This is a genomic window from Blautia sp. ZXY-1-B12 (genome assembly GCF_056339915.1).
In genome coordinates this window covers 30505-55944 of sequence record NZ_JBWJVP010000264.1, presented here as the reverse complement: position 1 = coordinate 55944, position 25440 = coordinate 30505, and the positions used below count along the sequence as shown (strand labels likewise).

Sequence of the window (25440 nt, the reverse complement as noted above, 5' to 3'; positions counted from 1 at the left end):
GTTTCCGTAATTGTAACAGAGAGATGGGGAAAAATAGAGCCGTCTCTGCACATACTGCAGAAGCTGTGCCAGATCATTACCGGACTGCTGAAGATAAAAGAATCGATCAGCCCGGTCCTGGCGGAGATTTCCCACAACACCAGAAAGAAAAGAAGAATAAATATCCGCAAAAAAAGAACAAGTTTCTTTTCTCTTTTCTGATGTCGGATATACTGTTGCTGATGATATGAGATTTCAGACATCATGATTTAGCTCCTTCCAGATAAGATTGAAATAAGATTTAAATTCAGGCGCATTTCTGGAAGCCATAGGAGTACGGTTCTCCAGATCAAAACAAATTGGCACAATCTTACGAATAATGGCAGGCCTTGGAGAAAGAATGATAACCCGGTCTGCCATGCTCATCGCTTCTGAAATATCATGGGTGACAAGGATCGCAGTCTTTTTTTCCTGACGCAGGATTCTGCCGATATCATCACTTACGCTGAGTCTGGTTTGAGAGTCAAGTGCAGAGAACGGTTCATCCAGCAGAAGAAGTTCCGGCTTTAATGCCAGAGTACGGATCAGTGCAGCTCTCTGGCGCATTCCTCCGGACAATTCAGACGGATGAGCAGAGCGGAATTTGTCCAAACCGTAATCTGAGAGAAGCTGATTTACATAAGCAAGTTTTTCGGCAGTGAGTTCCCTGCGGATTTCCAGTCCGAGAAGAACATTTTTATAAATTGTCCGCCACTCCAGCAGATGATCCTTTTGCAGCATATATCCGATACGGCAGTCACCGGAAGTTACCGGCGTGCCGTCCAGAAGAATCTGTCCCTGTTCCGGCCGGAGCAGACCACAGATCAGATTCAGCAGCGTGGACTTTCCACAGCCTGACGGCCCGACGATGGCGAGAAATTCACCTGGCATCAGTTGAAAGGATATATGAGAAAGGGCAGGGGTTTCCCCTGATAAACTGTGGTAGGAGAGACTGACATCTGTAATATCCAGCAGTGGTTTCATACAGATACCTCCATATTCGGTGAATAGTAACGAATATTTTCATAATTTATGATATGCAGAAATGTCAGGGTATGATATAATAGATAAACTATAGTATTTTTGCTGCTATAGTATTTGAGGGCAAATGTTCTGTAAGGAATACGTTACTGTTTACTATGTGTTTCATATCAGAAATACACATATATCAGACACTACGACATACATGAATCGGGTATAGAAATCAGACGAATGCTGTAAAAAACTGCATAAGAAAGTGTAAGCAAATGAGAAACAAAAAGAAAGCAATATTTAACACCATTTTTCTGATCCTTATATTTTCCATTACCGTATATATGGTATTTAAGGGAGAGGATCTGGGAGAGATTATTCATACAGTACGGCAGGCAGATCCGGTTTACTTACTGATCAGCGTGGTTTGTGTGGTACTGTTCATACTTGGCGAGTCTGTAATTATCTTCTATATGATGCGGACTCTCGGAGCAAAAGTAAAGATGGGGCATTGTGCTCTGTATTCTTTTGTGGGATTCTTTTTCAGCTGTATCACACCGTCTGCATCCGGCGGGCAGCCAATGCAGATTTATTTTATGAAAAAGGATAAACTTCCGATTCCTGTCACTACGCTGGTCCTGATGATTGTCACGATTACTTATAAAGCGGTTCTGGTAGTGATCGGAATTGTAATCTGGATTTTTGGCAGAGGCTTTCTGGAAGGATATCTTGGCCAGTACATGTGGGTGTTTTACCTGGGTGTAGGTCTGAATATTTTCTGCGTTACTTTCATGATGATCCTTGTATTTGCACCTGGACTGGCGAAATGGATCATGGTAAAAGGTTTGAAACTTATTGAACATTTCCGTTTCCTTAAGCCAAAGACAACTCGGCTTGAGAAACTGGAAGCGTCTATGGATCAGTATCATGAAACTGCGGCTTTCTGGGCAAGTCACAAGCTGGTGATCCTGAAAGTGTTACTGATCACTATGGCGCAGAGGATTTTGTTATTTACAGTTACATACTGGGTATACCGTTCGCTGGGATTTCATGGATATTCCATTATAACCCTTACGATTTTGCAGTCTGTCATATCTGTCTCTGTTGATATGCTGCCTTTACCCGGAGGAATGGGAATCAGTGAGTCTCTTTATCTGGTGATGTTTGCACCGGTTTTCGGAGAAGCATTACTTCCTGCAATGCTGCTCAGCAGAGGAATTTCCTATTATGCACAGATGCTTATCAGTGCAGTGATGACCTGCGTGGCGTATTTCATAATAGGAAGAAAAGAACAAGAAGAAAAGTAGGGGGAGAAAATATGTTTTTAGGAATTTATGATTATACGGTAATATTGACTTATATAAGTCTGGGAATTTCCGTATTTGGAATTACCAGGGCTCTGGAGGGGGATTTTAAGGTTGCGATTTTCTGTCTGGCGCTTTCCGGACTGTGTGATATGTTTGACGGAAAGATAGCCAGAACAAAGAAGAACCGTACGGATGATGAGAAGAATTTCGGGATTCAGATCGATTCCTTATGTGATGTGGTCTGCTTTGGTATTTTTCCGGCAATGATCTGTTACTGTCTGGGTGTGAATACACCGGCGGGGATTGGGGCGCTTATTTTTTACAGTGTGGCATCTGTCATCCGCCTTGCATATTTTAATGTTTCAGAAGCAAAGAGACAGAATGAGACTTCTGAGAACAGACAGTATTATCAGGGGCTTCCGATCACATCCATGGCGATCATCCTGCCGTTCCTTTATCTGATGAGAAGATATTGCGGACTCTATTTCCTGATCGTGATACATATTGCAGTGATTATCGTGGGACTGCTTTTTATTCTGGATATCAAGGTAAAAAAACCTCAGAATCCGGTACGTATCCTGCTGGTTGCAGTCGTGGCACTTGCACTTGCGAAGATGTTCCGTTTGATATAAAATAAATATAACTGTTGACTGGCCGCAGCGGTTCCCGGGAAACGGGGAGGCTGCGGTTATACTTTTATGGAGGGAAGATACGAATGAAGTATATTGACAGAAAAGGAAATATCACGATTGAAGAGAATGAGCAGGATAAATTCCTGCGGCATTTATATAATGACCGGGGTGGCAGACTCTGCCTGAAACTCCTGATCAGACCTTTCGTGTCAAAGGCAGCGGGAGTCCTGCTTAACACCAGACTTTCTGCCAGATTTGTACCGGATTTTGTAAAAAACAACAAGATTGACCTGAGCATTTACGAAAAACAGAACTTCTCTTCATGGAATGACTTTTTTATAAGGCGCATCCGAAAAGAAGAACGCCCGATTGATATGCGCGAAAACATCCTGATCAGCCCCTGTGACGGAAAACTTTCCGTACACAGGATCAGCTCAGACTCACGTTTCAGCATCAAAGATACAGAATATACAGCAGGACAGCTTCTGAAGAACAAAGCACTTGCTGAGAGATACACAGGCGGCTATGCACTGATTTTCAGACTGACAGTAGATGACTATCATCATTACTGCTATGTGGCAGATGGAAGAAAATCCGCGAATGTAACTCTGCCCGGCGTTTTCCACACAGTGAATCCTGCAGCAAACGATGTATATCCCATCTACAAAGAAAACGCCAGAGAATACACTCTGCTGAAAACAAAACAATTCGGAACCATCCTCATGATGGAAGTAGGCGCCATGATGGTAGGAAAAATCACAAATCTCCATAAAAATCCTGCCACAGTAAAGAAAGGCCAGGAAAAAGGCAACTTCGAATTCGGAGGTTCCACAATAATCCTCCTCATCCAGCCGGGAAAAGTCCGTATTGCCTATGATCTGATCGAGAATACAGAAGAGGGATATGAGACTATCGTAAAAATGGGCGAACGAATAGGAGAGTGCAGGAAGTTAAAAAATACAAAGAATCATTACGAAGGCACAATAGAGAATACCTGAACAGGTATTCGCATTTTATTAAAAGATAATAAAAAGCATTTGTGAAGATGCAGAAAGGATATAATAATACTGTTGAATAAACGAAACTATCAGAAAGAACTGGAAAAACTTATAGATCAGGCGCAAAAAGATAACAAGATCCCAAGCCTGTTTCTCCACAGCTGCTGTGCACCCTGCAGCAGTTACGTACTGGAATACCTGTCGAAATATTTCAACATCACAGTATTCTACTACAACCCAAACATCTACCCGGAAGAAGAATATCGCAAACGAGTCCATGAAATTACCCGTCTTGTAAACTCCATGGAATTTGAACACCCTGTCAAACTGATAGAGGGTCACTACGACCCGCAGGAATTCTTCCAGATGGCAAAAGGCCTCGAAGACGTACCCGAAGGTGGCGAACGCTGCTTCAAATGCTACCGCCTCCGCATGGAAGAAGCAGCAAAACTGGCAGAAGAGGGCGGCTATGACTATTTTACCACCACCCTTTCCATCAGCCCTCTGAAAAACGCAGCCAAGATCAACGAAATCGGTGAAGAACTGGCAGAAATCTACCACGTCCAACACCTCCCATCCGACTTCAAGAAAAAAAACGGCTACAAACGTTCCATCGAACTATCCCACGAATACGACCTCTACCGTCAGAACTACTGCGGTTGCGTCTATTCCCGAAGAGAGGCTGAAAACAGAAAATAAAGCAGTAACCACAATTATGTAACATATAGCCAATACCCAGTGAAGAAAAAGAAGGTGTGTTGGGGCGCATTTGAGGGTTCTTGTAATTCTTGGTATTCGGGAATCTGCGTTATGAGCCGACCGTCTCACGTGTCTGAGCGAAGTTTGCAACGGAGCGAGTTTGAGAGGGCGGCTCATGGTTTTAGCAGATTCCCGAATGCCTTAGAATTACAGGGTTCCGAAACTAAGCCCCAACACACCTTCTTTTTCTTCACGTACCTTTTGAATGATTCCAAACTAACTACTTTGCAATACTGAAAAAATATGTTACACTAACACGTAAAAGCAATAATACCAAAAATAAAGAAGAAACGAGGAATAACACAATGGCACAGCTTTGGGGCGGACGTTTCACAAAAGAAACAGACAAACTTGTATATAACTTCAACGCATCCATCTCTTTTGACCAGAAATTCTATGAGCAGGACATCAGAGGCAGCAAAGCACACGTAGCAATGCTCGCCAGACAGGGAATCCTGACAGCAGAAGAAAAAGACCAGATCGAAGCAGGACTTGACGGAATCCTTGCAGACGTAAAATCCGGCAAACTCGAGATCACATCCGAATACGAAGATATCCACAGCTTTGTAGAAGCAAACCTTATCGACAGAATCGGTGATGCAGGCAAGAAACTTCACACAGGAAGAAGCCGTAACGACCAGGTAGCCCTTGACATGAAACTCTATGTAAGAGATGAGATTGACGAGACAGACGAACTGGTAAAGAAACTTCTCGAAGAACTTCAGAAGATCATGGAAGAGAATGTCCACACATACATGCCAGGCTTCACACACCTCCAGAAAGCGCAGCCGGTCACACTGGCTCACCACGTAGGTGCATACTTTGAAATGTTCGTACGTGACAGAAGCAGACTTGCAGATATCCGTAAGAGAATGAATACCTGTCCTCTGGGTGCAGGTGCACTGGCAGGAACCACCTACCCACTTGACAGAGAATATACAGCACAGCTTCTCGGTTTCGACGGTCCGACCAGAAACAGCATGGACTCTGTATCAGACAGAGACTATGTGATTGAACTTCTGTCCGCATTCTCCACAATTATGATGCACATGAGCCGTTTCTGCGAAGAAATCATTATGTGGAACTCCAATGAATACCGCTTCGTAGAGATTGACGACGCCTACAGCACAGGCAGCAGTATCATGCCTCAGAAAAAGAACCCGGATATCGCAGAACTTGTAAGAGGAAAAACAGGTCGTGTATACGGAGCATTAACATCTATCCTTACAACCATGAAGGGAATCCCTCTTGCATACAACAAAGATATGCAGGAAGACAAAGAACTTACATTTGATGCCATTGACACTGTAAAAGGATGTCTTGCCCTTTTTACGGGCATGATCTCCACTATGCAGTTCAACAAACAGAATATGGAAGCAAGTGCAAAGAATGGCTTTACAAACGCTACAGATGCAGCCGATTATCTGGTAAATCATGGAGTACCTTTCCGCGATGCACACGGCATTGTAGGCCGTCTGGTGCTTACCTGTATTGATAAAGGGATTTCTCTGGATGAACTTCCTCTTGAAGAATATAAAGCCATCAGCCCGGTATTCGAGAACGATATTTACGAAGCAATCAGTATGAAAACCTGTGTGGAAAAACGTATGACCATCGGTGCACCGGGACCTGACGTGATGGAGAAAGTGATCGCTGAGAACAAAAAATATCTGGAAGAAAATTAAAAAAATGCTTGCAATTTATTTTGGTTTGTTATAGTATGTACAAGAAAGACAGATGTACGCAATATAAGGACACCTGGATAAAAATGTCCGCGAAAGGGTAGAGACGCGGGCAGAAGATAAAGAGGAGAAAGATATTATGAGTGAAAAGCTTAGAGTCGGTATTTTAGGTGCTACAGGTATGGTAGGTCAGAGATTTATCTCTCTGCTTGAGAATCATCCATGGTTTGAAGTTGTAACTGTAGCTGCAAGTCCGAGAAGTGCAGGAAAGACATACGAAGAGGCAGTTGGAGGAAGATGGAAAATGGATACTCCAATGCCGGAGGGTGTCAAGAATCTTGTTGTTATGAACGTAAACGAAGTAGAGAAGGTTGCTGCAACAGTTGATTTCGTATTCTCTGCTGTAGATATGTCAAAAGAAGAGATCAAGAAGATCGAAGAAGAATATGCTAAGACAGAGACACCGGTTGTTTCCAACAACAGTGCTCACAGATGGACACCGGATGTACCGATGGTAGTGCCGGAAATCAATCCGGAACACTTCGATGTAATCGAATCCCAGAAGAAACGTCTCGGAACAACACGCGGATTTATCGCTGTTAAACCAAACTGCTCTATCCAGAGTTATGCTCCTGTATTAACTGCATGGAAAGAGTTCGAGCCATATGAAGTAGTTGCTACTACATATCAGGCAATCTCCGGAGCAGGTAAGACATTTAAGGACTGGCCGGAAATGGTTGGAAACATCATCCCATACATCGGCGGCGAGGAAGAGAAGAGTGAGAAAGAGCCATTAAGAATCTGGGGTAAAGTAGAAGACGGTGTGATCAAACCTGCTACAGAACCGGTTATCACATGCCAGTGTATCCGTGTACCGGTACTGAACGGACATACAGCAGCTGTATTCGTTAAATTCCGTAAGAACCCTACTAAAGAGCAGCTTATCAAAGCATTAGTAGAGTTCAAGGGACTTCCACAGGAATTAGAACTTCCAAGTGCTCCGAAGCAGTTCATCCAGTATCTGGAAGAGGACAACCGTCCGCAGGTTACAGAGGATGTAAACTTCGAACATGGCATGGGCGTATCTGTAGGACGTCTTCGTGAAGACACCGTATATGACTGGAAATTCGTAGGACTTTCCCACAATACAGTCAGAGGTGCAGCAGGCGGAGCAGTTCTCTGTGCTGAAACCTTAAAAGCAAAAGGATATATCCAGGCGAAATAATTTATAGAAAATAATAAAAGAGGTGCCGGTAACGGTGCCTCTTTTTATGAGGACACGACGGATTATGAAAGAAAAAGTTCTGACAACAGTGGTGACTTTTGAAACTACCACTCAGGCAATTGCCATGGAAAGGGAATGTAAGAAAAACAAATTTACAGGCAGACTGATCCCTGTGCCAAGAGAAATATCAGCTTCCTGCGGCCTTGCGTGGAAATGTGGGGAACAGAACGAAGAAGAAACAGCTTCCTATATGAAGGAACAGGATCTGGAATATGAAAAGATTTATAGGATTCTTGCGTAAAATGGAAAGATTTATAGGAACACCTGATATATGGTAAACGGTTCACATTTTGACGGATATGTGAAAACATGATACAATGATAGCACTGAATCTCTTGTTATAGAAGATATGTAACTATTCGGCAGTCTGTCGGCTGTGAAAGTACGTTACTGTTCACTCCGTTTACAGTAACGAAAGTATTGAACAGTTACGAGGAGATTCTGAATATGGAGATCAATTGGGGTGAACTGACTTATGGGAAATGAAATGAAAAAAAATGAAGTGCGTCTTACACAGCTTGCCAGTGCAGCCGGATGCGGTGCTAAGATTGGCCCGAAGGTTCTGGCACAGGTAGTAGGCAAACTTCCGAAATTTACAGATCCGATGCTTCTGGTAGGTCCGGAGACATCAGATGATGCAGCAGTATACAAGATTAATGATGAACTGGCAATGATCCATACAGTAGACTTTTTTCCGCCAGTAGTGGATGATCCGTATATGTACGGGCAGATCGCAGCAGCCAATGCACTGAGTGATGTCTATGCAATGGGCGGTGTTCCGAAACTGGCATTAAATGTGGTAGCATTTCCAAACTGCCTTGGTCCGGAAGTACTGGAGCAGATTCTGCGCGGCGGTGCAGATAAGGTCATGGAAGCCGGAGCAGTCCTTGCAGGCGGGCATACTATCAATGATAAAGAACCGAAATACGGACTCTGTGTAACTGGTTATGTGCATCCGGACAAAATGTGGAAAAATTACGGCGCAGAAGAAGGAGACATCCTTATTCTTACCAAACCGCTGGGCTGTGGAATCCTTAACACTGCCATTAAGGCAGAAATGGCGTCTCAGGAAGAAATTGAGAGAGTTCAGAAAATCATGGCGAAGCTGAACAAATATGCAGCAGAGATTGCATCTAAATACACGATCCACAGCTGCACCGACGTAACAGGATTCAGTCTTGCAGGTCACAGTCTGGAAATGGCAAAAGGCAGCCGGAAAACCCTGGTGATCCAGTCTGAGAAACTTCCGATCATTGAGGGTGTTGAAGAGTATGCACAGATGGGGCTGATTCCTGAAGGTGCATACAGAAATCGTGACTTCGCAGGCGATGAAGTACGAAGTGAGATTAAGGAACTCTGGATGGAGGATCTGGTATTTGATCCGCAGACATCCGGCGGACTTCTGCTTGCAGTACCGGCAGAAGAAGCCGATGCCCTTGCAGAAGAGCTTGCAGGTATGGATATCTTCGGCGGTGTTATCGGATATGTAACAGAATTGCAGGATAAAGCAGTTGTATTTGAATAAAAAAATCAGCTTTACTTTCAGACATTTTCTCCTGCGTCAGCATGTCTGCAGATATCTTTCTTGTCCTTTGTATTCTGCCGAACTGTCTCGATTGCATTAGTATATGGAATTGCTATAAAAATCTTCGAATATAATGGAACATAATTACAAATCTGATGAATATTCTTGAATTGTTTGACGATTTCGGTTGTGAAACAGATATTCAGGTGATATAATGTTCTCAATAAAATACATTGCGGAGGTGTAGTTATGAATTACGAAGATGTACAGAAAGTGTCAAACGCGGCGAAAGCCAAGAGTAACCTGGTGAATACCAATTTTTTCAAGTACTTTATACGTGCGGTCATGGCGGGATTTTTTATTGATGTGGCTATGATCTACAGTAATGTAGTTGGAAACGTATTCTCCAAGACCATGCCTGAATGGGGAAAATTTGTGGGGGCATTAGTATTCTCCATTGCAGTGCTTCTGATCAGCTTCGTAGGCGGCGAGCTTTTTACAGGAAATAATATGGTAATGGCGTTCGGAGCCTATGATAAACAGGTAAGCTGGAAAGAGGCCGGTAAGGTATGGGGCGTAAGCTACCTTGGAAACTTTGTCGGATGTGCAATTTTAGCATTGTTGTTTGTAGGTGCAGGAGCATCCGGAACAGCAGACTATTTTGCGGGATTCATTGGAAATAAACTGAGTATTCCGCTCGGACAGATGTTCTTCAGAGCAGTGCTCTGTAACTTCTTCGTCTGTCTTGGCGTGCTTTGTGGTATGAAATTAAAGAGTGATGCAGGAAGATTCCTGATGATCGTTATGTGTATCTCAGGATTCGTTGTAAGCGGATTTGAGCACTGCATCGCAAATATGGGAATCTTTGTTACCGCATACTGCCTGGTACCTGGATTATCCCTTGGAGCCATGGTAAAGAGCATGGTAGTAGTAACTTTAGGAAATATGGTGGGCGGTGCCCTGTTGCTGGCATGGCCGCTCAGAAAGATGAGTGCAGATAAATAATATGTCAAAAGCTTTATACATAGCCGAAAAGCCCAGTGTGGCGCAGGAATTCGCAAAAGCTTTGAAAATCAACGGACAAAGACGGGATGGCTACCTGGAATCTCAGGACAGCGTGGTGACCTGGTGTGTGGGACACCTGGTCACCATGAGCTACCCGGAAAAATATGATATCAAATATAAAAGGTGGAGTTTAGATACCCTGCCTTTTTTGCCGCGCGAATTTAAATATGAAGTGATCCCCGGAGTGCAGAAGCAGTTTGAGATTGTCAAAGGACTGCTTAACCGTGAGGATGTGGACACCATTTACGTGTGTACCGACTCCGGACGCGAGGGAGAATACATCTATCGTCTGGTGGCACAGATGGCAGGTGTTCATGGAAAAAAAGAAAAGAGAGTCTGGATTGACTCTCAGACAGAAGAAGAGATCATGAGAGGAATCAGAGAGGCAAAGGATTTGTCAGCATATGACAATCTTTCTGCTTCAGCCTATCTTCGAGCAAAAGAAGACTATCTCATGGGAATTAATTTTTCCCGTGTACTGACACTGCGTTATGGAAACAGTGTGTCAAATTATTTAAATACGAAATATCAGGCCATTTCCGTAGGACGGGTTATGACCTGTGTACTTGGAATGGTAGTGCGAAGAGAGCGCGAGATCCGTGCATTTGTGAAAACTCCGTTTTACCGCGTACTCAGTAGCATTGCCCTTGAGGGAGAAAACTTTGAGGGAGAGTGGAGAGCTGTGGAAGGCAGCAGATATTTCCAGACTCCTTATCTGTATAAAGAGAACGGATTTAAAGAGAAAGCCTATGCTGAAAAACTGATACAGGAGCTGTTGGTAAGTCAGCCGTTGCAATGTACAGTAGAGAAAATCGAGCGGAAAAAAGAGAACAGGAATCCGCCGCTTTTATTTAACCTGGCGGAGCTTCAGAATGTGTGCTCCAAGTTGTTCAAGATCAGCCCGGATGAGACATTAAAAATCGTGCAGGAACTGTATGAAAAGAAACTGGTCACTTATCCCAGAACAGATGCCCGTGTATTGTCTACTGCGGCTGCGAAGGAAATTTATAAGAATATTTCCGGACTGCGTAATTATGAACATACAGCGGAAATCGCACAGCACATTATTGAACAGGGAAATTACAAAAATCTGGCAAAGACCAGATATGTTAATGATAAGCAGATCACAGACCATTATGCAATCGTACCCACAGGCCAGGGCTTAAACGCATTGAGAAGTGTTTCTCTTACTGCGCAGCGTGTATATGAGACCATTGTCAGAAGGTTTGTATGTATTTTTTATCCTCCTGCAGTATATCAGAAGATCAGTCTTGTGACAAAAATTCAGAATGAGAGCTTCTTTTCTTCATTTAAAGTACTGCTGGATGAAGGGTACTTAAAAGTTGCCACAAATTCTTTTGCGAAGCGAAAAGCAGCAGATGCCATGAGCAGTGTGAACAGAGCCGGCGTAGCCGGCAATGAGGGAAGTGAAGAGGAAGATCCGGATACAGGAAAAAACGGCGGGAACAAAGCTGATGATTCGGCTGAGGATATGGCGTGTGATACCAGACTTCTTGCCGCATTGCAGAACCTGAAAAAAGGTGATATACTCTCTGTGGACAGCCTGAGTATCAAAGAGGGCGAGACATCGCCGCCAAAGCGTTATAATTCCGGTTCTATGATTCTTGCAATGGAGAATGCAGGTCAGCTGATCGAGGACGAAGAGCTTCGTGCCCAGATTAAAAGCTGCGGAATCGGAACCAGTGCCACCAGAGCGGAAATTCTTAAGAAACTGTGCAATATCAAATATCTGGCACTCAATAAGAAAACCCAGGTGATCACTCCAACCCTTCTTGGAGAGATGATCTTTGATGTGGTAAACTGCTCCATCAGACAGCTTCTGAACCCAGAACTGACAGCAAGCTGGGAAAAAGGACTGAATTATGTGGCAGAGGGCAGTATTACAGAACAGGAATATATGGATAAGCTGGAACATTTTGTGCGCCTTCGCACCAGACAGGTGGAGGACAGCAATATCCAGCCATATCTGAGACAGTTCTTTGATGCTGCAGCAGTGAATTATAAGGATTCATCTGAAAAAAACAGTGCGAAAACAACAGGCAGATCAACGTCCGCAGCGGGACGATCACGTACCTGCAGAAAGCCGTCTGCTTCAAAGTAGTGTGCATTTGTGACAGATAAAAGAAAACATGTCATTATAGCGAGAGAAAAGAGGAAAATATTATGTTAAAAGATTTTACAATTGCAAACCTTCTGGATCTGAACGAAACAATCGCAAAGGATTTATTTGAAGGAAAAACATATCCATGGGAAGTATTACCGGAGATCGGAGATTTCATTCTGAAACTGGGACAGACCTTAAGTGAAGAAGAATACGACCACCCGTCAGAAGATGTATGGATCGCCAAGAGTGCCAAAGTAGCACCTACAGCCTGCATCAACGGTCCGGTCATCATAGGTAAAGAAGCAGAAGTACGCCACTGTGCATTTATACGCGGAAAAGCAATTATAGGTGAGGGTGCAGTAGTAGGTAATTCTACGGAATTAAAGAATGCGGTACTTTTCAACAAGGTACAGGTTCCGCACTACAATTATGTAGGCGATGCAGTTCTCGGCTACAAATCCCATATGGGTGCAGGTTCCATCTGTTCCAATGTAAAATCTGACAAGAAACTGGTAGTTGTAAAAGACGGTGACGAGAAGATTGAAACAGGTCTGAAGAAATTCGGCGCAATGCTTGGAGATAACGTAGAAGTGGGATGCGGTTCCGTATTAAATCCCGGAACTGTGATCGGACGCTGCTGCAACATTTATCCACTTTCCTCAGTAAGAGGCTGCGTACCTGCAAATCACATTTATAAGTCAAAAACAGAAATTGCAGAAAAGAGAAGTTGAAAATATAGAAGAGGCAGGTTGTATGAAGGATATTATTTCAATCATACAGCCTGCCCTTTTATATTTTTATGTCTGTCTGAGATAGAAGATATTTGTTGTACCTGATATTACATATGAAATAAAAGTTTTCTCAGGATTACCAGAATGGTAATGTGCACCGGATAAAACCAGTAAAAAACATATTTCAGAAATCTTCCTTTTACAAATCCACGTTCACCATTGTACATATTAATGGAAAGAAAAGCAAAGCAGGCTTTCCATTCATAGTAAAGCCAGCAGCTTCCGATGATCGCCTGGGCGGTTTTATCGTTGCGGAACCAGTACATGATCAGCAGGAATACAAATCCCCGCCATCCGTAATCTGCCTTCAGAAACACAGAGACAGTCAGCAGTGCCAGCACGCAGACAAGCTGCATTTTCTGATTATCCCAGAAGTATTCCAGGGCACAGAATGCCAGGTATCCCAGAAACAGGGTGAAAAATACATTCTGTTTTTCATATCTCCAGGTGTTGGTAAACATGAAGTTCCATGGAATCTCAGAGATACATGCAAATAGAAACAGATTCAGGCCATATTTCTTACGGTTATGTGTATGCAGAAATCCTTCCACTAACAGAAAACAGAAAATTGGAAAAGCGGCCCTGCCGATATCCCGGAAAATCCGATACCAGCTGTAATCCACGCCACCGAAACTGAAAAGGGTTGCAGTTGTGGCAGGATAATTATACAGGATCATTAAGCCGGTATGGTCAATCAGCATCAGGGTGATAGCAATTAATTTTAAAGCGCTTCCGCTCAGAACCTGAAATTTTGCAGGGAGAAAGGAAGCAGGTAACTTTGTTGTCATAATAGAAATCCCTTCATTAATAGAAATTAGAACTATTTTACCACAAAAAAATCAAAGATGGTTAAAAATTTTACAATTTATGACTGGACGAATCAGCACTTTTGTGAGAAAATAACACTAGGTTGTTAGGCATACTCCTCTGAAGTCATTCAGCAGACATCGGAGTTTTATCCTGTGCAGTTCATTCAGCAGTTCTGTACAGTGGAGAGTATAACAACATGAAGTTAATCTATACTTGAAAGGAGTTTTACAATGATTTATTCACGCGAAGTAGAAGAAATGTGCCCAGTTGCACAGGGCGTTCATCATGGCGCCGCTCCAATCCCAGAAGAAGCTAAATGGGTACAGGCAAAAGAAGTCAAAGACATTTCCGGTCTTACACACGGTGTTGGCTGGTGTGCACCACAGCAGGGTGCCTGCAAGCTTACATTAAATGTTAAAGAGGGTATCATCCAGGAAGCGCTGGTTGAGACAATCGGATGTTCAGGTATGACCCATTCTGCAGCTATGGCTTCCGAGATTCTTCCGGGACTTACAGTTATGGAGGCACTGAACACTGACTTAGTTTGTGATGCGATTAATACAGCTATGAGAGAACTCTTCCTTCAGATCGTTTATGGACGTACACAGTCTGCATTCTCAGAAGAAGGACTTCCAGTAGGTGCTGGACTTGAAGACCTTGGTAAAGGACTTCGTTCTCAGGTTGGTACAATGTATGGAACTCTGAAAAAAGGACCTCGTTACCTTGAAATGGCAGAAGGTTATGTAACAGGTATTGCTCTTGATGCAGATGATGAGATCATCGGATATCAGTTCGTAAGCCTTGGAAAAATGACTGATTTCATCAAAAAAGGCGATGACCCGAATACTGCATGGGAAAAAGCAAAAGGTCAGTATGGCCGTGTTGCAGACGCTGTTAAAATTATCGACCCAAGAAAAGAATAATTTAGGAGGTAACAGGAAATGGCTTTATTTGAATCATATGAGAGACGAATTGACAAGATCAATTCTGTTTTAAACAGCTATGGCATTGCTTCTATCGAAGAAGCTGAGAAAATCACAAAAGACGCAGGTCTTAATGTATACGATCAGATCAAAGGCATTCAGCCAATCTGTTTCGAGAACGCTTGCTGGGCATATACAGTAGGTGCTGCAATCGCAATCAAAAAAGGATGCAAGAAAGCAGCAGATGCAGCAGCAGCTATCGGTGAAGGACTTCAGGCATTCTGTATTCCTGGATCCGTTGCTGATACACGTAAAGTAGGTCTTGGACATGGTAACCTTGGCAAGATGCTTCTTGAAGAAGAAACAGAGTGCTTCTGCTTCCTGGCTGGACATGAGTCCTTCGCAGCAGCTGAAGGTGCTATCGGTATCGCTGAGAAAGCTAACAAAGTTCGTCAGAAACCATTACGTGTTATCCTGAACGGTCTTGGAAAAGATGCTGCTCAGATCATCTCCCGTATCAACGGCTTTACATATGTAGAGACAGAATACGATCCATACAAGAACGAAGTTAAAGAAGTATTCAGAAAAGCATACTCCGAAGGACTTCGTGCAAAAGTTAACTGCTACGGCGCTAACAGCGTTCCGGAAGGTGTTGCTATCATGTGGAAAGAAGACGTTGACGTTTCTATCACAGGTAACTCCACAAACCCGACACGTTTCCAGCATCCGGTTGCAGGTACATACAAGAAAGAACGTCTTGAAGCAGGTAAGAAATACTTCTCAGTTGCTTCCGGTGGTGGTACAGGACGTACACTTCACCCGGACAACATGGCAGCAGGTCCAGCTTCCTACGGTATGACAGATACATTAGGACGTATGCACTCTGATGCACAGTTCGCTGGTTCTTCTTCCGTACCGGCTCACGTAGAGATGATGGGTCTCATCGGCGCTGGTAACAACCCGATGGTTGGTATGACAGTTGCAGTAGCTGTTTCCATTGAGGAAGCTGCTAAGGCTGGAAAGTTCTAATCAAACCTTTTTAATCAAAGAGTCAACAAACCTAGAAAGTACCGTAGTTCCAAGGGCTGCGGTACTTTTCTTAGTTTAGATCAAAAAATGAGAAAGTAATTTGAGACACGGTGAGAAGCCTTGAAAATGGCAAGATAGGCAAACAGGTAGGTAACAAGTAGGCAACAGAGCGAAGGAAACAAAAAGAAGAGCCGATCACAGGAAAAGAAATGCCGCAACCACAAGGGTTACGGCATTTTTTCTAGTGTGCCGAGCATGGCACTAATCTTACTGGTGAAAGTCCAAGTCACGGGTATTTACCGCCAAGTGTAGTGAACCACAAGTCGGTACCAGTAATGGTATGGATGAAGGTAGAAAAAAGCGGCTTTTCAAGCCGCTTTTTCTGCATAGTTAAATATGTTAAATAAAAAAAGATTGTTGAAAAAATATTACATATATGATACAATTGTTAACATAAACGTAACATAATAACGAGGTATAATGATGGAAAGAAGGCAAAGTATTATGAGAAGGAGAGGCAAAACATTTTTATCGCTGTTTCTTTCTGCTGTGATCGTTACCGGTCAGCCGGTATTGGCAGCCGATTTTTCTGCTGGAGAGGAAACATTTATTTCGGAAACCACAGAGCAGGAAGGCGATGTATCGGAAGCTTCAGCTATTTTCGAGGATACTGTGGATTCAGACAGTGAAATGAGATATGAGAAATATGAGGCGACAGTTTCTAGTGAAATCCTTGATTTGGGACAGGCTGGAGTAAACGGCGGCGGTTGGGAAAGGCTAGAGATAAAAAATACAGGTACAGAGAGCTGGCAGATCAAATCCATTTCAGAATTGAATGATTTTAGACTTGAACATTTAGAGCATCCATTATTATATGAGGGAAGACTTCCGATGAAAGTTGGGAATAAGGTTAAGCCCGGAGAAGCTGTTGCAGTGGATATTTATGTAAAGCCAAATCTTTCTCAGGGGATTCATGAAGAAACTTTTGTCATGGAAACAGAAGAAGGAATTCAGGCAGAGTGCAGGATACGGGTTCTCGTTCGTGGGGAATCAGAGGAGGATTACGAGGTTAACTGTGTACCAAATAGTGGTACGAGATTTCTCACAATTACTCAGGAAGAGTACGATTCATGGGATGATGTAGAACCAGAGCCGGATATGTTGATGTGCCCATCACGGTTGATTACAATATGCAACAATGGGCAAAAACCTGTCACAGTTGATTTTGAGGATACGGAACATTTCAGGGCATGGTTCTATATTGACGAAGACACGGGAGTTGTTATGCCGGGGGAAAATACGATAATTCAGGTTTTTCCGAAAGCAGAAGAACAGGTAGCTACTGATATTTTTAAGGTTTCCATCACAGGAGGAATAGAATTATCTTATATAATTTCCCAGAATTGTCCTCATATTGCACCGCCTTATCCGGAAGGAGCAACGATAAAAGATGTGAAAGTACAGGGGTCAACTATTAAGGCAGTGGCTTATGACTGCGCAAACAGCGAAGGTTTCGATGCGGTTCTGACAAAGAAAAGCTGGGTTGACAGACCTGAGAATTATGTGAAGGTGGCGAAGAATCAGGATGCAAAGACCATCACCTTCACAAATGTAAAAAACGGCACGTATTATCTGGGAATCCATGCGTACAACAGGGATTATTATGATGGAAATGTGTCCGGGAAAAGGTTTGGGGCATGGAGTTATCCAGTAAAAGTAGTAGTAAAGAACGGAATTCCCACAGAGAGGGTGAAGATTAAAACTGTAAAAACAAGTAAAGGAGCTGTGGCTGTAACAGTTGGCGTACCAAAAGGATTTGCAAGAGCAGATATGGAACTGAGATCTACAGGCGGAACCACCGTATATAAACGGAACAATCGGACAACCTATACAAGGATTACAGGCGTGAAGCCTGGAACCTATACTCTGAGAGTCCGCCCATGGGCCAAAACTAACGGAAGGAAAGCTTACGGAGACTGGGTATCCTGGGGAAGAAGAATCAGGGTAAAATAAAAAGAAACAGGCAACTGCCCCTTGTTTAGAAAAGTTTAAATTGGTTTGAGAAAGAGAAAAGTAAATTCTGTAAAGTTGACTTTACAAAACCTGAAAAACAGAAAGAGAGCTACCAGACAGCAGAAGAAAAAAACAGAACGGACAAAAAAGACGGACTGATTACATAATAGGAAACTGAAAGTTTGAAACAAAGGGATAGTGGATAGAGAATAAATTTTGACATCACAAATAAGCCATCTTTAGGTGGCTGAAAAATTGAATATAAACGCAACACCTAATCAGGAAACTGACAAAGGATCGTCTTTGATAAAATAACCTCTTTGCTTAAGCAGATTAAGTGCCTGTGAAGTAGTTAACACTTTTTCTTTATTCACAGGACGGGAGTCAAGAAAACCTTCCGGTGTATATGGCTTTAAATCTGTGAGTATGTGCCAGATAGCGGTCAGGATCATACGGCAGCAATGACGGCTTTCTTGTGACCACGGCGTGCTTTGATGCGACGGTAACGGTCTGTAAATTCAGGATGTTTCTTATAGCACTCCCAAAAAATACTGCACATTCTTGACAACAGGTCTATGATAGAGTCAAGAGGTGATTATTATGTTGCATGATGAAACACGAAAACTGCTTATTGAAGCTTGGAATAAAACGCACAATGCAAAAGAAATCTACATCTACAGATTTTCTTCCATTGAATTTAAATAACGAAACTTATCTTTACAGAGATTGGGTTCCTGCAAAGGTAGAAAAAAGCGGCTTTTCAAGCCGCTTTTTCTGCATAGTTAAATATGTTAAATAAAAAAGATTGTTGAAAAAATATTACATATATGATACAATATGTTAACATAAACGTAACATGATAACGAGGTATAATGATGGAAAGAAGGCAAAGTATTATGAGAAGGAGAGGCAAAACATTTTTATCGCTGTTTCTTTCTGCTGTGATCGTTACCGGTCAGCCGGTATTGGCAGCCGATTTTTCTGCTGGAGAGGAAACATTTATTTCGGAAACCACAGAGCAGGAAGGCGATGTATCGGAAGCTTCAGCTATTTTCGAGGATACTGTGGATTTAGACAGTGAAATGAGATATGAGAAATATGAGGCGACAGTTTCTAGTGAAATCCTTGATTTGGGACAGACTGGAGTAAACGGCAGTGGTTGGGGGTGGGAAAGGCTGGAGATAAAAAATACAGGCACAGAGGCTTGGCATATCAAATCTATCTCAGAATTGAATGATTTTACACTTGAGCCGTTTGATTATCCGTTTCAGGGAAGGTTTCCAATGGAAGTTGGGAATAAGGTTAAGCCCGGAGAAGCTGTTGCAGCGGATATTTATGTAAAGAAAAATCTTTCTCCGGGAATTCATGAAGAAACCTTTGTCATGGAAACAGAAGAAGGCATTCAGGCGAAGTGTAGGATACGGGTTCTTATTCGCGGCGCATCTGATCAGGATTATGAGGTGAACTGCAGACCGAATAGCGGTACGAGATTTCTCACAATTACCCCTGAAGAATACGACTGGTGGGATAATACAGATCCGGATCCGGATATGTTTATGTGTCCAAAACGCAGTATATGGATATATAACAATGGAAAAAATCCTGTTACGGTTGATTTTGAGAATACGGAACATTTCTGGGCGTACCTTGATGATTATGAAACGGGGGTTATTATGCCCGGAGAAGGTACAACGGTTTATCTTCGTCCGAAAAAGGAAGAACAGGTAGCTACTGATATTTTTAAGGTTTCCATCACAGGAGGAATAGAATTATCTTATATAATTTCCCAGAATTGTCCTCATATTGCACCGCCTTATCCGGAAGGAGCAACGATAAAAGATGTGAAAGTACAGGGGTCAACTATTAAGGCAGCGGCTTATGACTGCGCAAACAGCGAAGGTTTCGATGCGGTTCTGACAAAGAAAAGCTGGGTTGACAGACCTGAGAATTATGTGAAGGTGGCGAAGAATCAGGATGCAAAGACCATCACCTTCACAAATGTAAAAAACGGCACGTATTATCTGGGAATCCATGCGTACAACAGGGATTATTATGATGGAAATGTGTCCGGGAAAAGGTTTGGGGCATGGAGTTATCCAGTAAAAGTAGTAGTAAAGAACGGAATTCCCACAGAGAGGGTGAAGATTAAAACTGTAAAAACAAGTAAAGGAGCTGTGTCTGTAACAGTTGGCGTACCAAAAGGATTTGCAAGAGCAGATATGGAACTGAGATCTACAGGCGGAACCACCGTATATAAACGGAACAATCGGACAACCTATACAAGGATTACAGGCGTGAAGCCCGGAACCTATACTCTGAAAGTCCGCCCATGGGTCAAAATTAACGGAAGGAAAGCTTACGGAGACTGGGTATCCTGGGGAAGAAGAATCAGGGTAAAATAAAAAGAAACAGACAACTGCCCCTTGTTTAGGATAATAAGCGGGAATCCTCGGCAATTCAATTACCGAGATGAAAGCGCAAACTGTGCATATCTGCACTCATAATAAATAAAAATAACAAAACGGTTTTCATTCAATTTCTCCCTATAAAAAGCTGTATCCAGCATTATAAAAAGAAAATATGTTCGATATTTTATTGCGAAGTTTTTGATATCATGGTATCATATATGTATGAAAGAAAATCTTATACATTACCGCACTTGTGTGTAATATTAATTACCATATGGTATGGTCAGTGAAATACCGGTGAAGAATTAAAGCGGATCTCCAGGCATATCGGCAGGAACTTTTCGAATGTTTTCCGGAAATAAGAAACCAGCTTTGGAAAGGGGAGCTGTGGAACTATTCCTATTATGTGGAAACGGTCGGATCTGTATCGGAAGAAAATATCCGCAGGTACATCGAACATCAGAGCAAAGCGTACTGATACTATGGAGGAGAGGAAATGCTGCTGTCAAAGAAAACATCCATAAAGGTCAGCCGGGAATATGCGAACCTCATCGGGCATATGTGCTATGCAGCATCCAAGCTCTGGAATGTCTGTAATTACGAGCGTCAGCATTACAAAGAAACTGGGATAGAGCAGTATCCGGACTGGTATTATCAGAAAAAAGCCCATAAAGAGGATCTGTGGTATAAACAGCTCCCGTCCCAGACTGCCCAGGAAGTCTGCAAGCTGCTGGACAAGGCATGGAAGTCTTTTTATGCCCTGAAAAGATCCGGGGGGATCGAGACTCCCAGACCGCCGCGGTTTAAGCAGGAAAGTATCCCCATTACCTATATGCAGATGGGGATCGTGCATGAGCGGGATACGGACAGAGTCCGCCTGTCCCTTCCAAAGGCATTAAAAAAATATATGGAAGAAACGTATCAGATCCATGAAAACTTTCTTTACCTTGAAAATAAGATTTTCAGGGGCATGGATCAGATCAAACAGCTGCGGATCTATCCGCCGGAGAAGGGAAACTGTAAAATTATTGTTGTTTATGAGGTTCCTGACCAGGAAGAACTTCCACAGAACGGACATGAACTGTCTATTGATCTGGGGCTTCATAACCTTATGACGTGTTATGATTCCGGGAACGGGAAGACGTTTATCCTGGGCAGGAAGTACCTTGCACTGGAAAGATATTTCCATAAAGAGATCGCAAGGGTGCAGGCCCAGTGGTATGGGCAGCAGTCCGGAAAGGGAGTAAAGCATCCGGCTCACATCAAAACATATCAGGAAGTTATATAAGAGAAAACATGATTCAGTAACGGATTATCTGCACAAGGTCACAAGGTATCTTGCAGAATACTGCCGGGAACAGGGGATCACCTGTGTCGTTGCAGGGGATATCCGGAATATCCGGAGAGAAAAAGACCTGGGACACAGGACAAACCAGAAGTTCCACAGCCTGCCGTATAACAGGATCTACATCATGCTGGAATATAAGCTGAAAAGATATGGGATCCGTTTTATAAAACAGGAAGAAAGTTATACCAGCCAGTGCAGTCCGCTGTCACCGGAAGTGGGGAAAAGATATGCAGAGCCGTCCAAACGGAAAGAGAGAGGGTTGTACAGAGATGGAAACAGAACCTATAACGCAGATGCCGTAGGCGCATATAATATCCTGAGAAAATATCACTCCGTATCCGGAGTAAAAAAGAGAACTGTCCGTAACCGGACTGAAAACACCGGAAATAATAAAAGTAGCTGTATAGCTCTAAAGAGCAAACAGTAGTGGTGTCATGGATGCACCCTGAAAAAAGGCGGTATCCCGCCTTAATTCAGATGCTCTGGTAACTCAGTTGCCGAGTAATTCACGTGAGACTGTGCGTGCAAAGCACTGTCTGCTTTTACAGTTATATATATTGTATAAAAATACATATCTATAATTGTAAAATATATATAAATTATCTCTTGATATTTTATAAAAAAAAGAGTAAAACTTTAAATAAATAAAAAAGAGAAATGCATAGAACAGGACAGGTCACAGAAGGAACCGGATTACAGAGAGTCGCAGGCAGGTGAGATGCGGCAGATGGTGTTTTGTGATATCACCCGGGAGCATCCCGCTGAAATCTATAGTAAGCAGGGACGTGGTCTTCACGTTACAGAAGAAGCTGTTTGGCTCAGACAGTGTTAAGAGATTGTATCTGGTGACAGGTATAATAATACAAAGTGGTACCACGGAATATTCCGCCTTTGTTATCCAATTGAAAATTGGATAGCAGGGGCGTTTTTTTACATATATAAATAAAAGAAAGAAGAGGGAAGAGATTATGAGTGGAATAGTAATGATGATAATAGCCATCGTAGTGCTTGGTGGAGCATATCTTCTGTATGGCCGTTATCTTCAGAACAAATGGGGCATTGACCCCAAAGCAAAAACACCGGCATATGAGATGGAGGATGGAGTGGATTATGTACCGGCTGATACCAATGTGGTATTTGGTCATCAGTTTGCATCCATAGCAGGTGCAGGTCCTATCAACGGACCGATCCAGGCAGCAATTTTCGGCTGGCTTCCGGTTATGCTCTGGATCCTGATCGGCGGTGTATTTTTCGGAGCAGTTCAGGATTTTGCATCTATGTATGCCTCTGTAAAGAACAAAGGCCGTACAATCGGATATATCATTGAAGCTTATATCGGAAAACTGGGAAAGAAATTATTCCTTTTATTCTGCTGGCTGTTCTGTATTCTGGTTGTTGCAGCATTTGCAGATGTTGTGGCAGGAACCTTTAACGGATTTGTGGCAGATAATGCAGGAACCGTTACCAGGGTAGCAGCAAACGGAGCAGTTGCAACAACTTCCATGTTATTTATCATCGAGGCAGTGGGACTGGGATTTTTCCTTAAATATTCCAAGTTTAATAAATGGATTAATACTGCAGTGGCTATTTTATTATTAGTGCTCGCAATTGCGCTGGGACTTAAATTCCCGGTATATGTAAGTCTTGGAACCTGGCATATTATTATCTTTGCATATATTCTGGTAGCCAGTGTTGCCCCTGTATGGGCGCTGCTCCAGCCCCGTGATTATCTGAACAGTTATCTGCTGATCTTCATGATCGTTGGTGCGGTTATCGGTGTATTTGCAGCCAATCCATCCTGTAATCTTAAGGCTTTTACAAGCTTTAATGTGGACGGACAGTACATGTTCCCTATTCTTTTTGTGACAATTGCCTGTGGTGCAGTTTCAGGCTTCCATTCACTGGTATCCTCCGGTACTGCGTCAAAACAGATCAAAAATGAAAAGAACATGCTTCCGGTTTCCTTTGGTGCAATGCTTATGGAAAGTATGCTGGCAATTATTGCACTGATTGCTGTTGCATCCTTTGCAGATGGTGAGGCAGCAGCACAGGGACTTACCACTCAGCCGCAGATATTTGCAGGTGCTATTGCAAACTTCCTTTCTGTAATTGGTTTGCCACATTCACTGGTATTTACACTGATCAATCTGGCTGTATCAGCTTTTGCGCTGACATCTCTTGACTCAGTAGCCAGAGTAGGACGTCTGTCATTCCAGGAATTTTTCCTTGATTCTGATACAGACGAGGAAAATATGAGCCCGTTCTTAAAAGTAGTAACCAATAAATATTTTGCGACGATCATTACACTGGTACTTGCCTATCTGCTTACAAAGGTAGGATATGCAGAAATCTGGCCGCTGTTTGGTTCTGCCAATCAGCTGTTATCTGTACTTGCCCTTGTAGCCTGCGCAGTATTTCTTAAGAAAACAAAACGCCAGGGCTGCATGCTCTGGATCCCTATGGTATTTATGATGGCAGTTACCTTTACTGCACTGGGTATGACTATCAGTAAGCTTACAAAAGCATTATTTACCACAGGCCTGGACCTTGGAAATACCTTACAGCTTATCTTCGCAGTGTTACTGCTGATCCTTGGTGTGCTGGTAGCAATCCAGGGAGTGAAGAAGCTTTTTGAAAAAAATGATGAAAAACAGACGGCATAATTTATGAAATAAAACTGTTGATATTTTTACATCAAAATAAAAACCTGAAAAAAGACACTTTGGGAAAGTTTTCCGAAGTGTCTTTTTTAATACTCAGCCAATCAATTTCTCATTCACATACTCAAATCCGAGACGTTTCACAGTATCTGCAAATCGTTCTCCTGCGATTCCTTCATTTTTGAAGAGAAGGATTGCTTTTTCTATGACTGCCATTACTTCTTCTTCCTCTGTGAAAATTCTGGTAAGAGCCTGACCGTGTGAGACTCGCTTACCCCAGCGGCCTCCGATATAGATTTTATAACCATTTTGATATTCCGGTACTGCGCCGAAAGGACATTTTCCTTTGCAGCGTCCGCAATGGATACATTCTTCAGGATCAATGTAAAGTTTACCGTCAACTAATTTCGGAACGTGTACAGGACAGCTTTTTTCAATCTGACATTTCTTACATCCCCGGCATTTCTCTGAATCCGGTTTTGGGATTCTCTGGCCGATAATTCCCATATCATTCAGATTAGGTTTTACACAGTTATTTGGACATCCGCCAACTGCGATCTTGAATTTGTGTGGGAGTACCACATCGTGATAGCCTACATAAAAACGCTCATGGATTTTCTTGCTGAGTGCAAAGGTATCAATCAGACCATACTGGCAGGTTGTTCCCTTGCATGAGACAACAGGACGCACTTTAGCTCCGGTTCCGCCTGTCATCAGGCCGTGTTCTCCAAGGAAGGCGATTGTTTTCTCAATATTATCATAAGGAACTCCCTGGATTTCCATACTCAGGCGGGTTGTCATAGTGATCTGACCATTTCCGAACTTGTCTGCTGCATCTGCAATGGCACGGTGTTCATCTGTGGTAATATGTCCATTTCCTGTGATGACCCGAATATTAAAGATGTCATCATATCGTTTGTCCTGAAGGCATCCAAGACCTTTTACCCGCTTGATTTCCTCGGGACTCAGTTTTTTGTTGGCGGATGTTGTTATTTTTTCCTCATTCATGTTTAAGTATCTCCTTTATGTAGCTGTTGCTTTTCTCTGATATATACGGTGTTTCTTTTGTTGATTATAGGCTTCATGAATG

22 protein-coding genes, 2 pseudogenes and 1 other annotated feature are annotated in these 25440 nt (G+C 42.8%); of the genes and pseudogenes, 20 read left to right on the top strand and 4 right to left on the bottom strand.

Going from position 1 to position 25440, the window contains the following annotated elements:
- Positions 1-201, top strand: a 201-nt coding sequence (locus AC075L_RS18810) for a hypothetical protein (protein WP_476388015.1), incomplete at its 5' end; no start/stop codon positions are given.
- Positions 202-234: 33 nt separating this feature from the next.
- Here AC075L_RS18810 and AC075L_RS18805 read toward each other — a convergent pair.
- Entirely contained in the window at positions 235-1002 is a 768-nt protein-coding gene (locus AC075L_RS18805) for an ABC transporter ATP-binding protein (RefSeq protein WP_476388014.1), read from the bottom strand.
- 263 nt (positions 1003-1265) lie between these two features.
- Here AC075L_RS18805 and AC075L_RS18800 point away from each other — a divergent pair, with 263 nt between their 5' ends.
- The 11 genes from AC075L_RS18800 (at position 1266) to AC075L_RS18750 (ending at position 13099) form a co-directional block, all read left to right on the top strand.
- Positions 1266-2297 carry a lysylphosphatidylglycerol synthase transmembrane domain-containing protein gene (locus AC075L_RS18800; protein WP_055058255.1) on the top strand — a complete coding sequence of 344 codons (1032 nt, stop codon included), beginning with the start codon at positions 1266-1268 and terminating at the stop codon, positions 2295-2297.
- 11 nt (positions 2298-2308) lie between these two features.
- On the top strand, positions 2309-2929 hold the full coding sequence (locus AC075L_RS18795) for a CDP-alcohol phosphatidyltransferase family protein (protein WP_118341815.1): 621 nt from the start codon (positions 2309-2311) through the stop codon (positions 2927-2929).
- Positions 2930-3012: 83 nt separating this feature from the next.
- Positions 3013-3927: a phosphatidylserine decarboxylase gene (locus AC075L_RS18790; protein ID WP_118593009.1), complete on the top strand. Its 915-nt coding sequence runs from the start codon at positions 3013-3015 to the stop codon at positions 3925-3927.
- A gap of 69 nt (positions 3928-3996) precedes the next feature.
- The gene (locus AC075L_RS18785; RefSeq protein WP_118330344.1) at positions 3997-4626 is read left to right on the top strand and encodes an epoxyqueuosine reductase QueH; all 630 of its coding nucleotides are present in this window, start codon (positions 3997-3999) and stop codon (positions 4624-4626) included.
- Between the two features lie 365 nt (positions 4627-4991).
- Positions 4992-6371 (top strand): argininosuccinate lyase, encoded by a 1380-nt coding sequence (argH, locus tag AC075L_RS18780; protein ID WP_118593010.1) that lies wholly within the window; start codon positions 4992-4994, stop codon positions 6369-6371.
- 136 nt (positions 6372-6507) lie between these two features.
- Entirely contained in the window at positions 6508-7593 is a 1086-nt protein-coding gene (asd, locus tag AC075L_RS18775; RefSeq protein ID WP_008707510.1) for an aspartate-semialdehyde dehydrogenase, read from the top strand.
- Between the two features lie 64 nt (positions 7594-7657).
- Positions 7658-7894, top strand: a complete 237-nt coding sequence (locus AC075L_RS18770) for a putative Se/S carrier protein (RefSeq protein ID WP_008707504.1) — start codon at positions 7658-7660, stop codon at positions 7892-7894.
- 246 nt (positions 7895-8140) lie between these two features.
- A complete protein-coding gene (gene selD / locus AC075L_RS18765) occupies positions 8141-9178 on the top strand; it encodes a selenide, water dikinase SelD (RefSeq protein WP_008707503.1) in 1038 nt (345 codons plus the stop codon).
- A 249-nt stretch (positions 9179-9427) separates the two neighbouring features.
- The gene (locus AC075L_RS18760; RefSeq protein ID WP_008707502.1) at positions 9428-10183 is read left to right on the top strand and encodes a formate/nitrite transporter family protein; all 756 of its coding nucleotides are present in this window, start codon (positions 9428-9430) and stop codon (positions 10181-10183) included.
- 1 nt (position 10184) lies between these two features.
- Entirely contained in the window at positions 10185-12365 is a 2181-nt protein-coding gene (locus AC075L_RS18755; RefSeq protein ID WP_055053707.1) for a DNA topoisomerase, read from the top strand.
- Positions 12366-12427: 62 nt separating this feature from the next.
- Positions 12428-13099 (top strand): LbetaH domain-containing protein, encoded by a 672-nt coding sequence (locus tag AC075L_RS18750; protein ID WP_008707500.1) that lies wholly within the window; start codon positions 12428-12430, stop codon positions 13097-13099.
- Positions 13100-13206: 107 nt separating this feature from the next.
- Here AC075L_RS18750 and AC075L_RS18745 read toward each other — a convergent pair whose 3' ends face one another.
- Complete coding sequence (locus AC075L_RS18745) at positions 13207-13947, bottom strand: TraX family protein (protein WP_008707499.1); 741 nt, start codon at positions 13945-13947, stop codon at positions 13207-13209.
- 252 nt (positions 13948-14199) lie between these two features.
- Here AC075L_RS18745 and AC075L_RS18740 point away from each other — a divergent pair, with 252 nt between their 5' ends.
- The 3 genes from AC075L_RS18740 (at position 14200) to AC075L_RS18730 (ending at position 17934) form a co-directional block, all read left to right on the top strand.
- Entirely contained in the window at positions 14200-14892 is a 693-nt protein-coding gene (locus AC075L_RS18740) for an iron-sulfur cluster assembly scaffold protein (protein WP_008707498.1), read from the top strand.
- An 18-nt stretch (positions 14893-14910) separates the two neighbouring features.
- The gene (locus AC075L_RS18735; RefSeq protein WP_008707497.1) at positions 14911-15921 is read left to right on the top strand and encodes a GGGtGRT protein; all 1011 of its coding nucleotides are present in this window, start codon (positions 14911-14913) and stop codon (positions 15919-15921) included.
- 504 nt (positions 15922-16425) lie between these two features.
- The gene (locus AC075L_RS18730) at positions 16426-17934 is read left to right on the top strand and encodes a hypothetical protein (protein WP_343099858.1); all 1509 of its coding nucleotides are present in this window, start codon (positions 16426-16428) and stop codon (positions 17932-17934) included.
- Between the two features lie 278 nt (positions 17935-18212).
- Here the strand turns inward: AC075L_RS18730 and AC075L_RS18725 are convergent.
- Positions 18213-18466 (bottom strand): annotated as a pseudogene (locus AC075L_RS18725) (IS110 family RNA-guided transposase); the annotation flags it as partial.
- Between the two features lie 364 nt (positions 18467-18830).
- Between AC075L_RS18725 and AC075L_RS18720 the strand changes: the two are divergent.
- The 5 genes and pseudogenes from AC075L_RS18720 to AC075L_RS18700 all read left to right on the top strand — a co-directional run bounded on the left by AC075L_RS18720 (position 18831) and on the right by AC075L_RS18700 (position 24353).
- Positions 18831-20336 (top strand): hypothetical protein, encoded by a 1506-nt coding sequence (locus AC075L_RS18720; protein WP_476388013.1) that lies wholly within the window; start codon positions 18831-18833, stop codon positions 20334-20336.
- Between the two features lie 228 nt (positions 20337-20564).
- Positions 20565-20820 (top strand): annotated as a pseudogene (locus AC075L_RS18715) (transposase).
- A gap of 18 nt (positions 20821-20838) precedes the next feature.
- Positions 20839-21630 carry an RNA-guided endonuclease InsQ/TnpB family protein gene (locus AC075L_RS18710; protein ID WP_476388012.1) on the top strand — a complete coding sequence of 264 codons (792 nt, stop codon included), beginning with the start codon at positions 20839-20841 and terminating at the stop codon, positions 21628-21630.
- The gene (locus tag AC075L_RS18705) at positions 21593-22117 is read left to right on the top strand and encodes an IS200/IS605 family accessory protein TnpB-related protein (protein ID WP_476388017.1); all 525 of its coding nucleotides are present in this window, start codon (positions 21593-21595) and stop codon (positions 22115-22117) included. Before AC075L_RS18710 ends, AC075L_RS18705 begins: the two co-directional genes overlap by 38 nt.
- Positions 22118-22343: 226 nt before the next feature.
- Positions 22344-22586: a binding site (T-box leader), on the top strand.
- A 72-nt stretch (positions 22587-22658) separates the two neighbouring features.
- Positions 22659-24353 (top strand): carbon starvation CstA family protein, encoded by a 1695-nt coding sequence (locus AC075L_RS18700; protein ID WP_008706394.1) that lies wholly within the window; start codon positions 22659-22661, stop codon positions 24351-24353.
- A gap of 93 nt (positions 24354-24446) precedes the next feature.
- Here the strand turns inward: AC075L_RS18700 and AC075L_RS18695 are convergent, their stop codons facing one another.
- Complete coding sequence (locus AC075L_RS18695; RefSeq protein ID WP_055199805.1) at positions 24447-25358, bottom strand: 4Fe-4S dicluster domain-containing protein; 912 nt, start codon at positions 25356-25358, stop codon at positions 24447-24449.
- Between the last annotated feature and the right edge of the window lie 82 nt (positions 25359-25440).

Excerpts from the sequence above, each read along its gene's own strand:
- AC075L_RS18790 (WP_118593009.1), top strand. The coding sequence starts at position 3,013 with ATGAAGTATATTGACAGAAAAGGAAATATCACGATTGAAGAGAATGAG.
- AC075L_RS18795 (WP_118341815.1), top strand. The coding sequence starts at position 2,309 with ATGTTTTTAGGAATTTATGATTATACGGTAATATTGACTTATATAAGT.
- argH (WP_118593010.1), top strand. The coding sequence starts at position 4,992 with ATGGCACAGCTTTGGGGCGGACGTTTCACAAAAGAAACAGACAAACTT.
- AC075L_RS18750 (WP_008707500.1), top strand. The coding sequence starts at position 12,428 with ATGTTAAAAGATTTTACAATTGCAAACCTTCTGGATCTGAACGAAACA.
- AC075L_RS18720 (WP_476388013.1), top strand. The coding sequence starts at position 18,831 with ATGAGAAGGAGAGGCAAAACATTTTTATCGCTGTTTCTTTCTGCTGTG.
- AC075L_RS18735 (WP_008707497.1), top strand. The coding sequence starts at position 14,911 with ATGGCTTTATTTGAATCATATGAGAGACGAATTGACAAGATCAATTCT.
- AC075L_RS18730 (WP_343099858.1), top strand. The coding sequence starts at position 16,426 with ATGAGAAGGAGAGGCAAAACATTTTTATCGCTGTTTCTTTCTGCTGTG.
- AC075L_RS18695 (WP_055199805.1), bottom strand. The coding sequence starts at position 25,358 with ATGAATGAGGAAAAAATAACAACATCCGCCAACAAAAAACTGAGTCCC.
- AC075L_RS18805 (WP_476388014.1), bottom strand. The coding sequence starts at position 1,002 with ATGAAACCACTGCTGGATATTACAGATGTCAGTCTCTCCTACCACAGT.
- AC075L_RS18770 (WP_008707504.1), top strand. The coding sequence starts at position 7,658 with ATGAAAGAAAAAGTTCTGACAACAGTGGTGACTTTTGAAACTACCACT.
- AC075L_RS18710 (WP_476388012.1), top strand. The coding sequence starts at position 20,839 with ATGCTGCTGTCAAAGAAAACATCCATAAAGGTCAGCCGGGAATATGCG.
- AC075L_RS18800 (WP_055058255.1), top strand. The coding sequence starts at position 1,266 with ATGAGAAACAAAAAGAAAGCAATATTTAACACCATTTTTCTGATCCTT.
- AC075L_RS18740 (WP_008707498.1), top strand. The coding sequence starts at position 14,200 with ATGATTTATTCACGCGAAGTAGAAGAAATGTGCCCAGTTGCACAGGGC.
- AC075L_RS18760 (WP_008707502.1), top strand. The coding sequence starts at position 9,428 with ATGAATTACGAAGATGTACAGAAAGTGTCAAACGCGGCGAAAGCCAAG.
- AC075L_RS18700 (WP_008706394.1), top strand. The coding sequence starts at position 22,659 with ATGAGTGGAATAGTAATGATGATAATAGCCATCGTAGTGCTTGGTGGA.
- AC075L_RS18755 (WP_055053707.1), top strand. The coding sequence starts at position 10,185 with ATGTCAAAAGCTTTATACATAGCCGAAAAGCCCAGTGTGGCGCAGGAA.
- selD (WP_008707503.1), top strand. The coding sequence starts at position 8,141 with ATGAAAAAAAATGAAGTGCGTCTTACACAGCTTGCCAGTGCAGCCGGA.
- asd (WP_008707510.1), top strand. The coding sequence starts at position 6,508 with ATGAGTGAAAAGCTTAGAGTCGGTATTTTAGGTGCTACAGGTATGGTA.
- AC075L_RS18745 (WP_008707499.1), bottom strand. The coding sequence starts at position 13,947 with ATGACAACAAAGTTACCTGCTTCCTTTCTCCCTGCAAAATTTCAGGTT.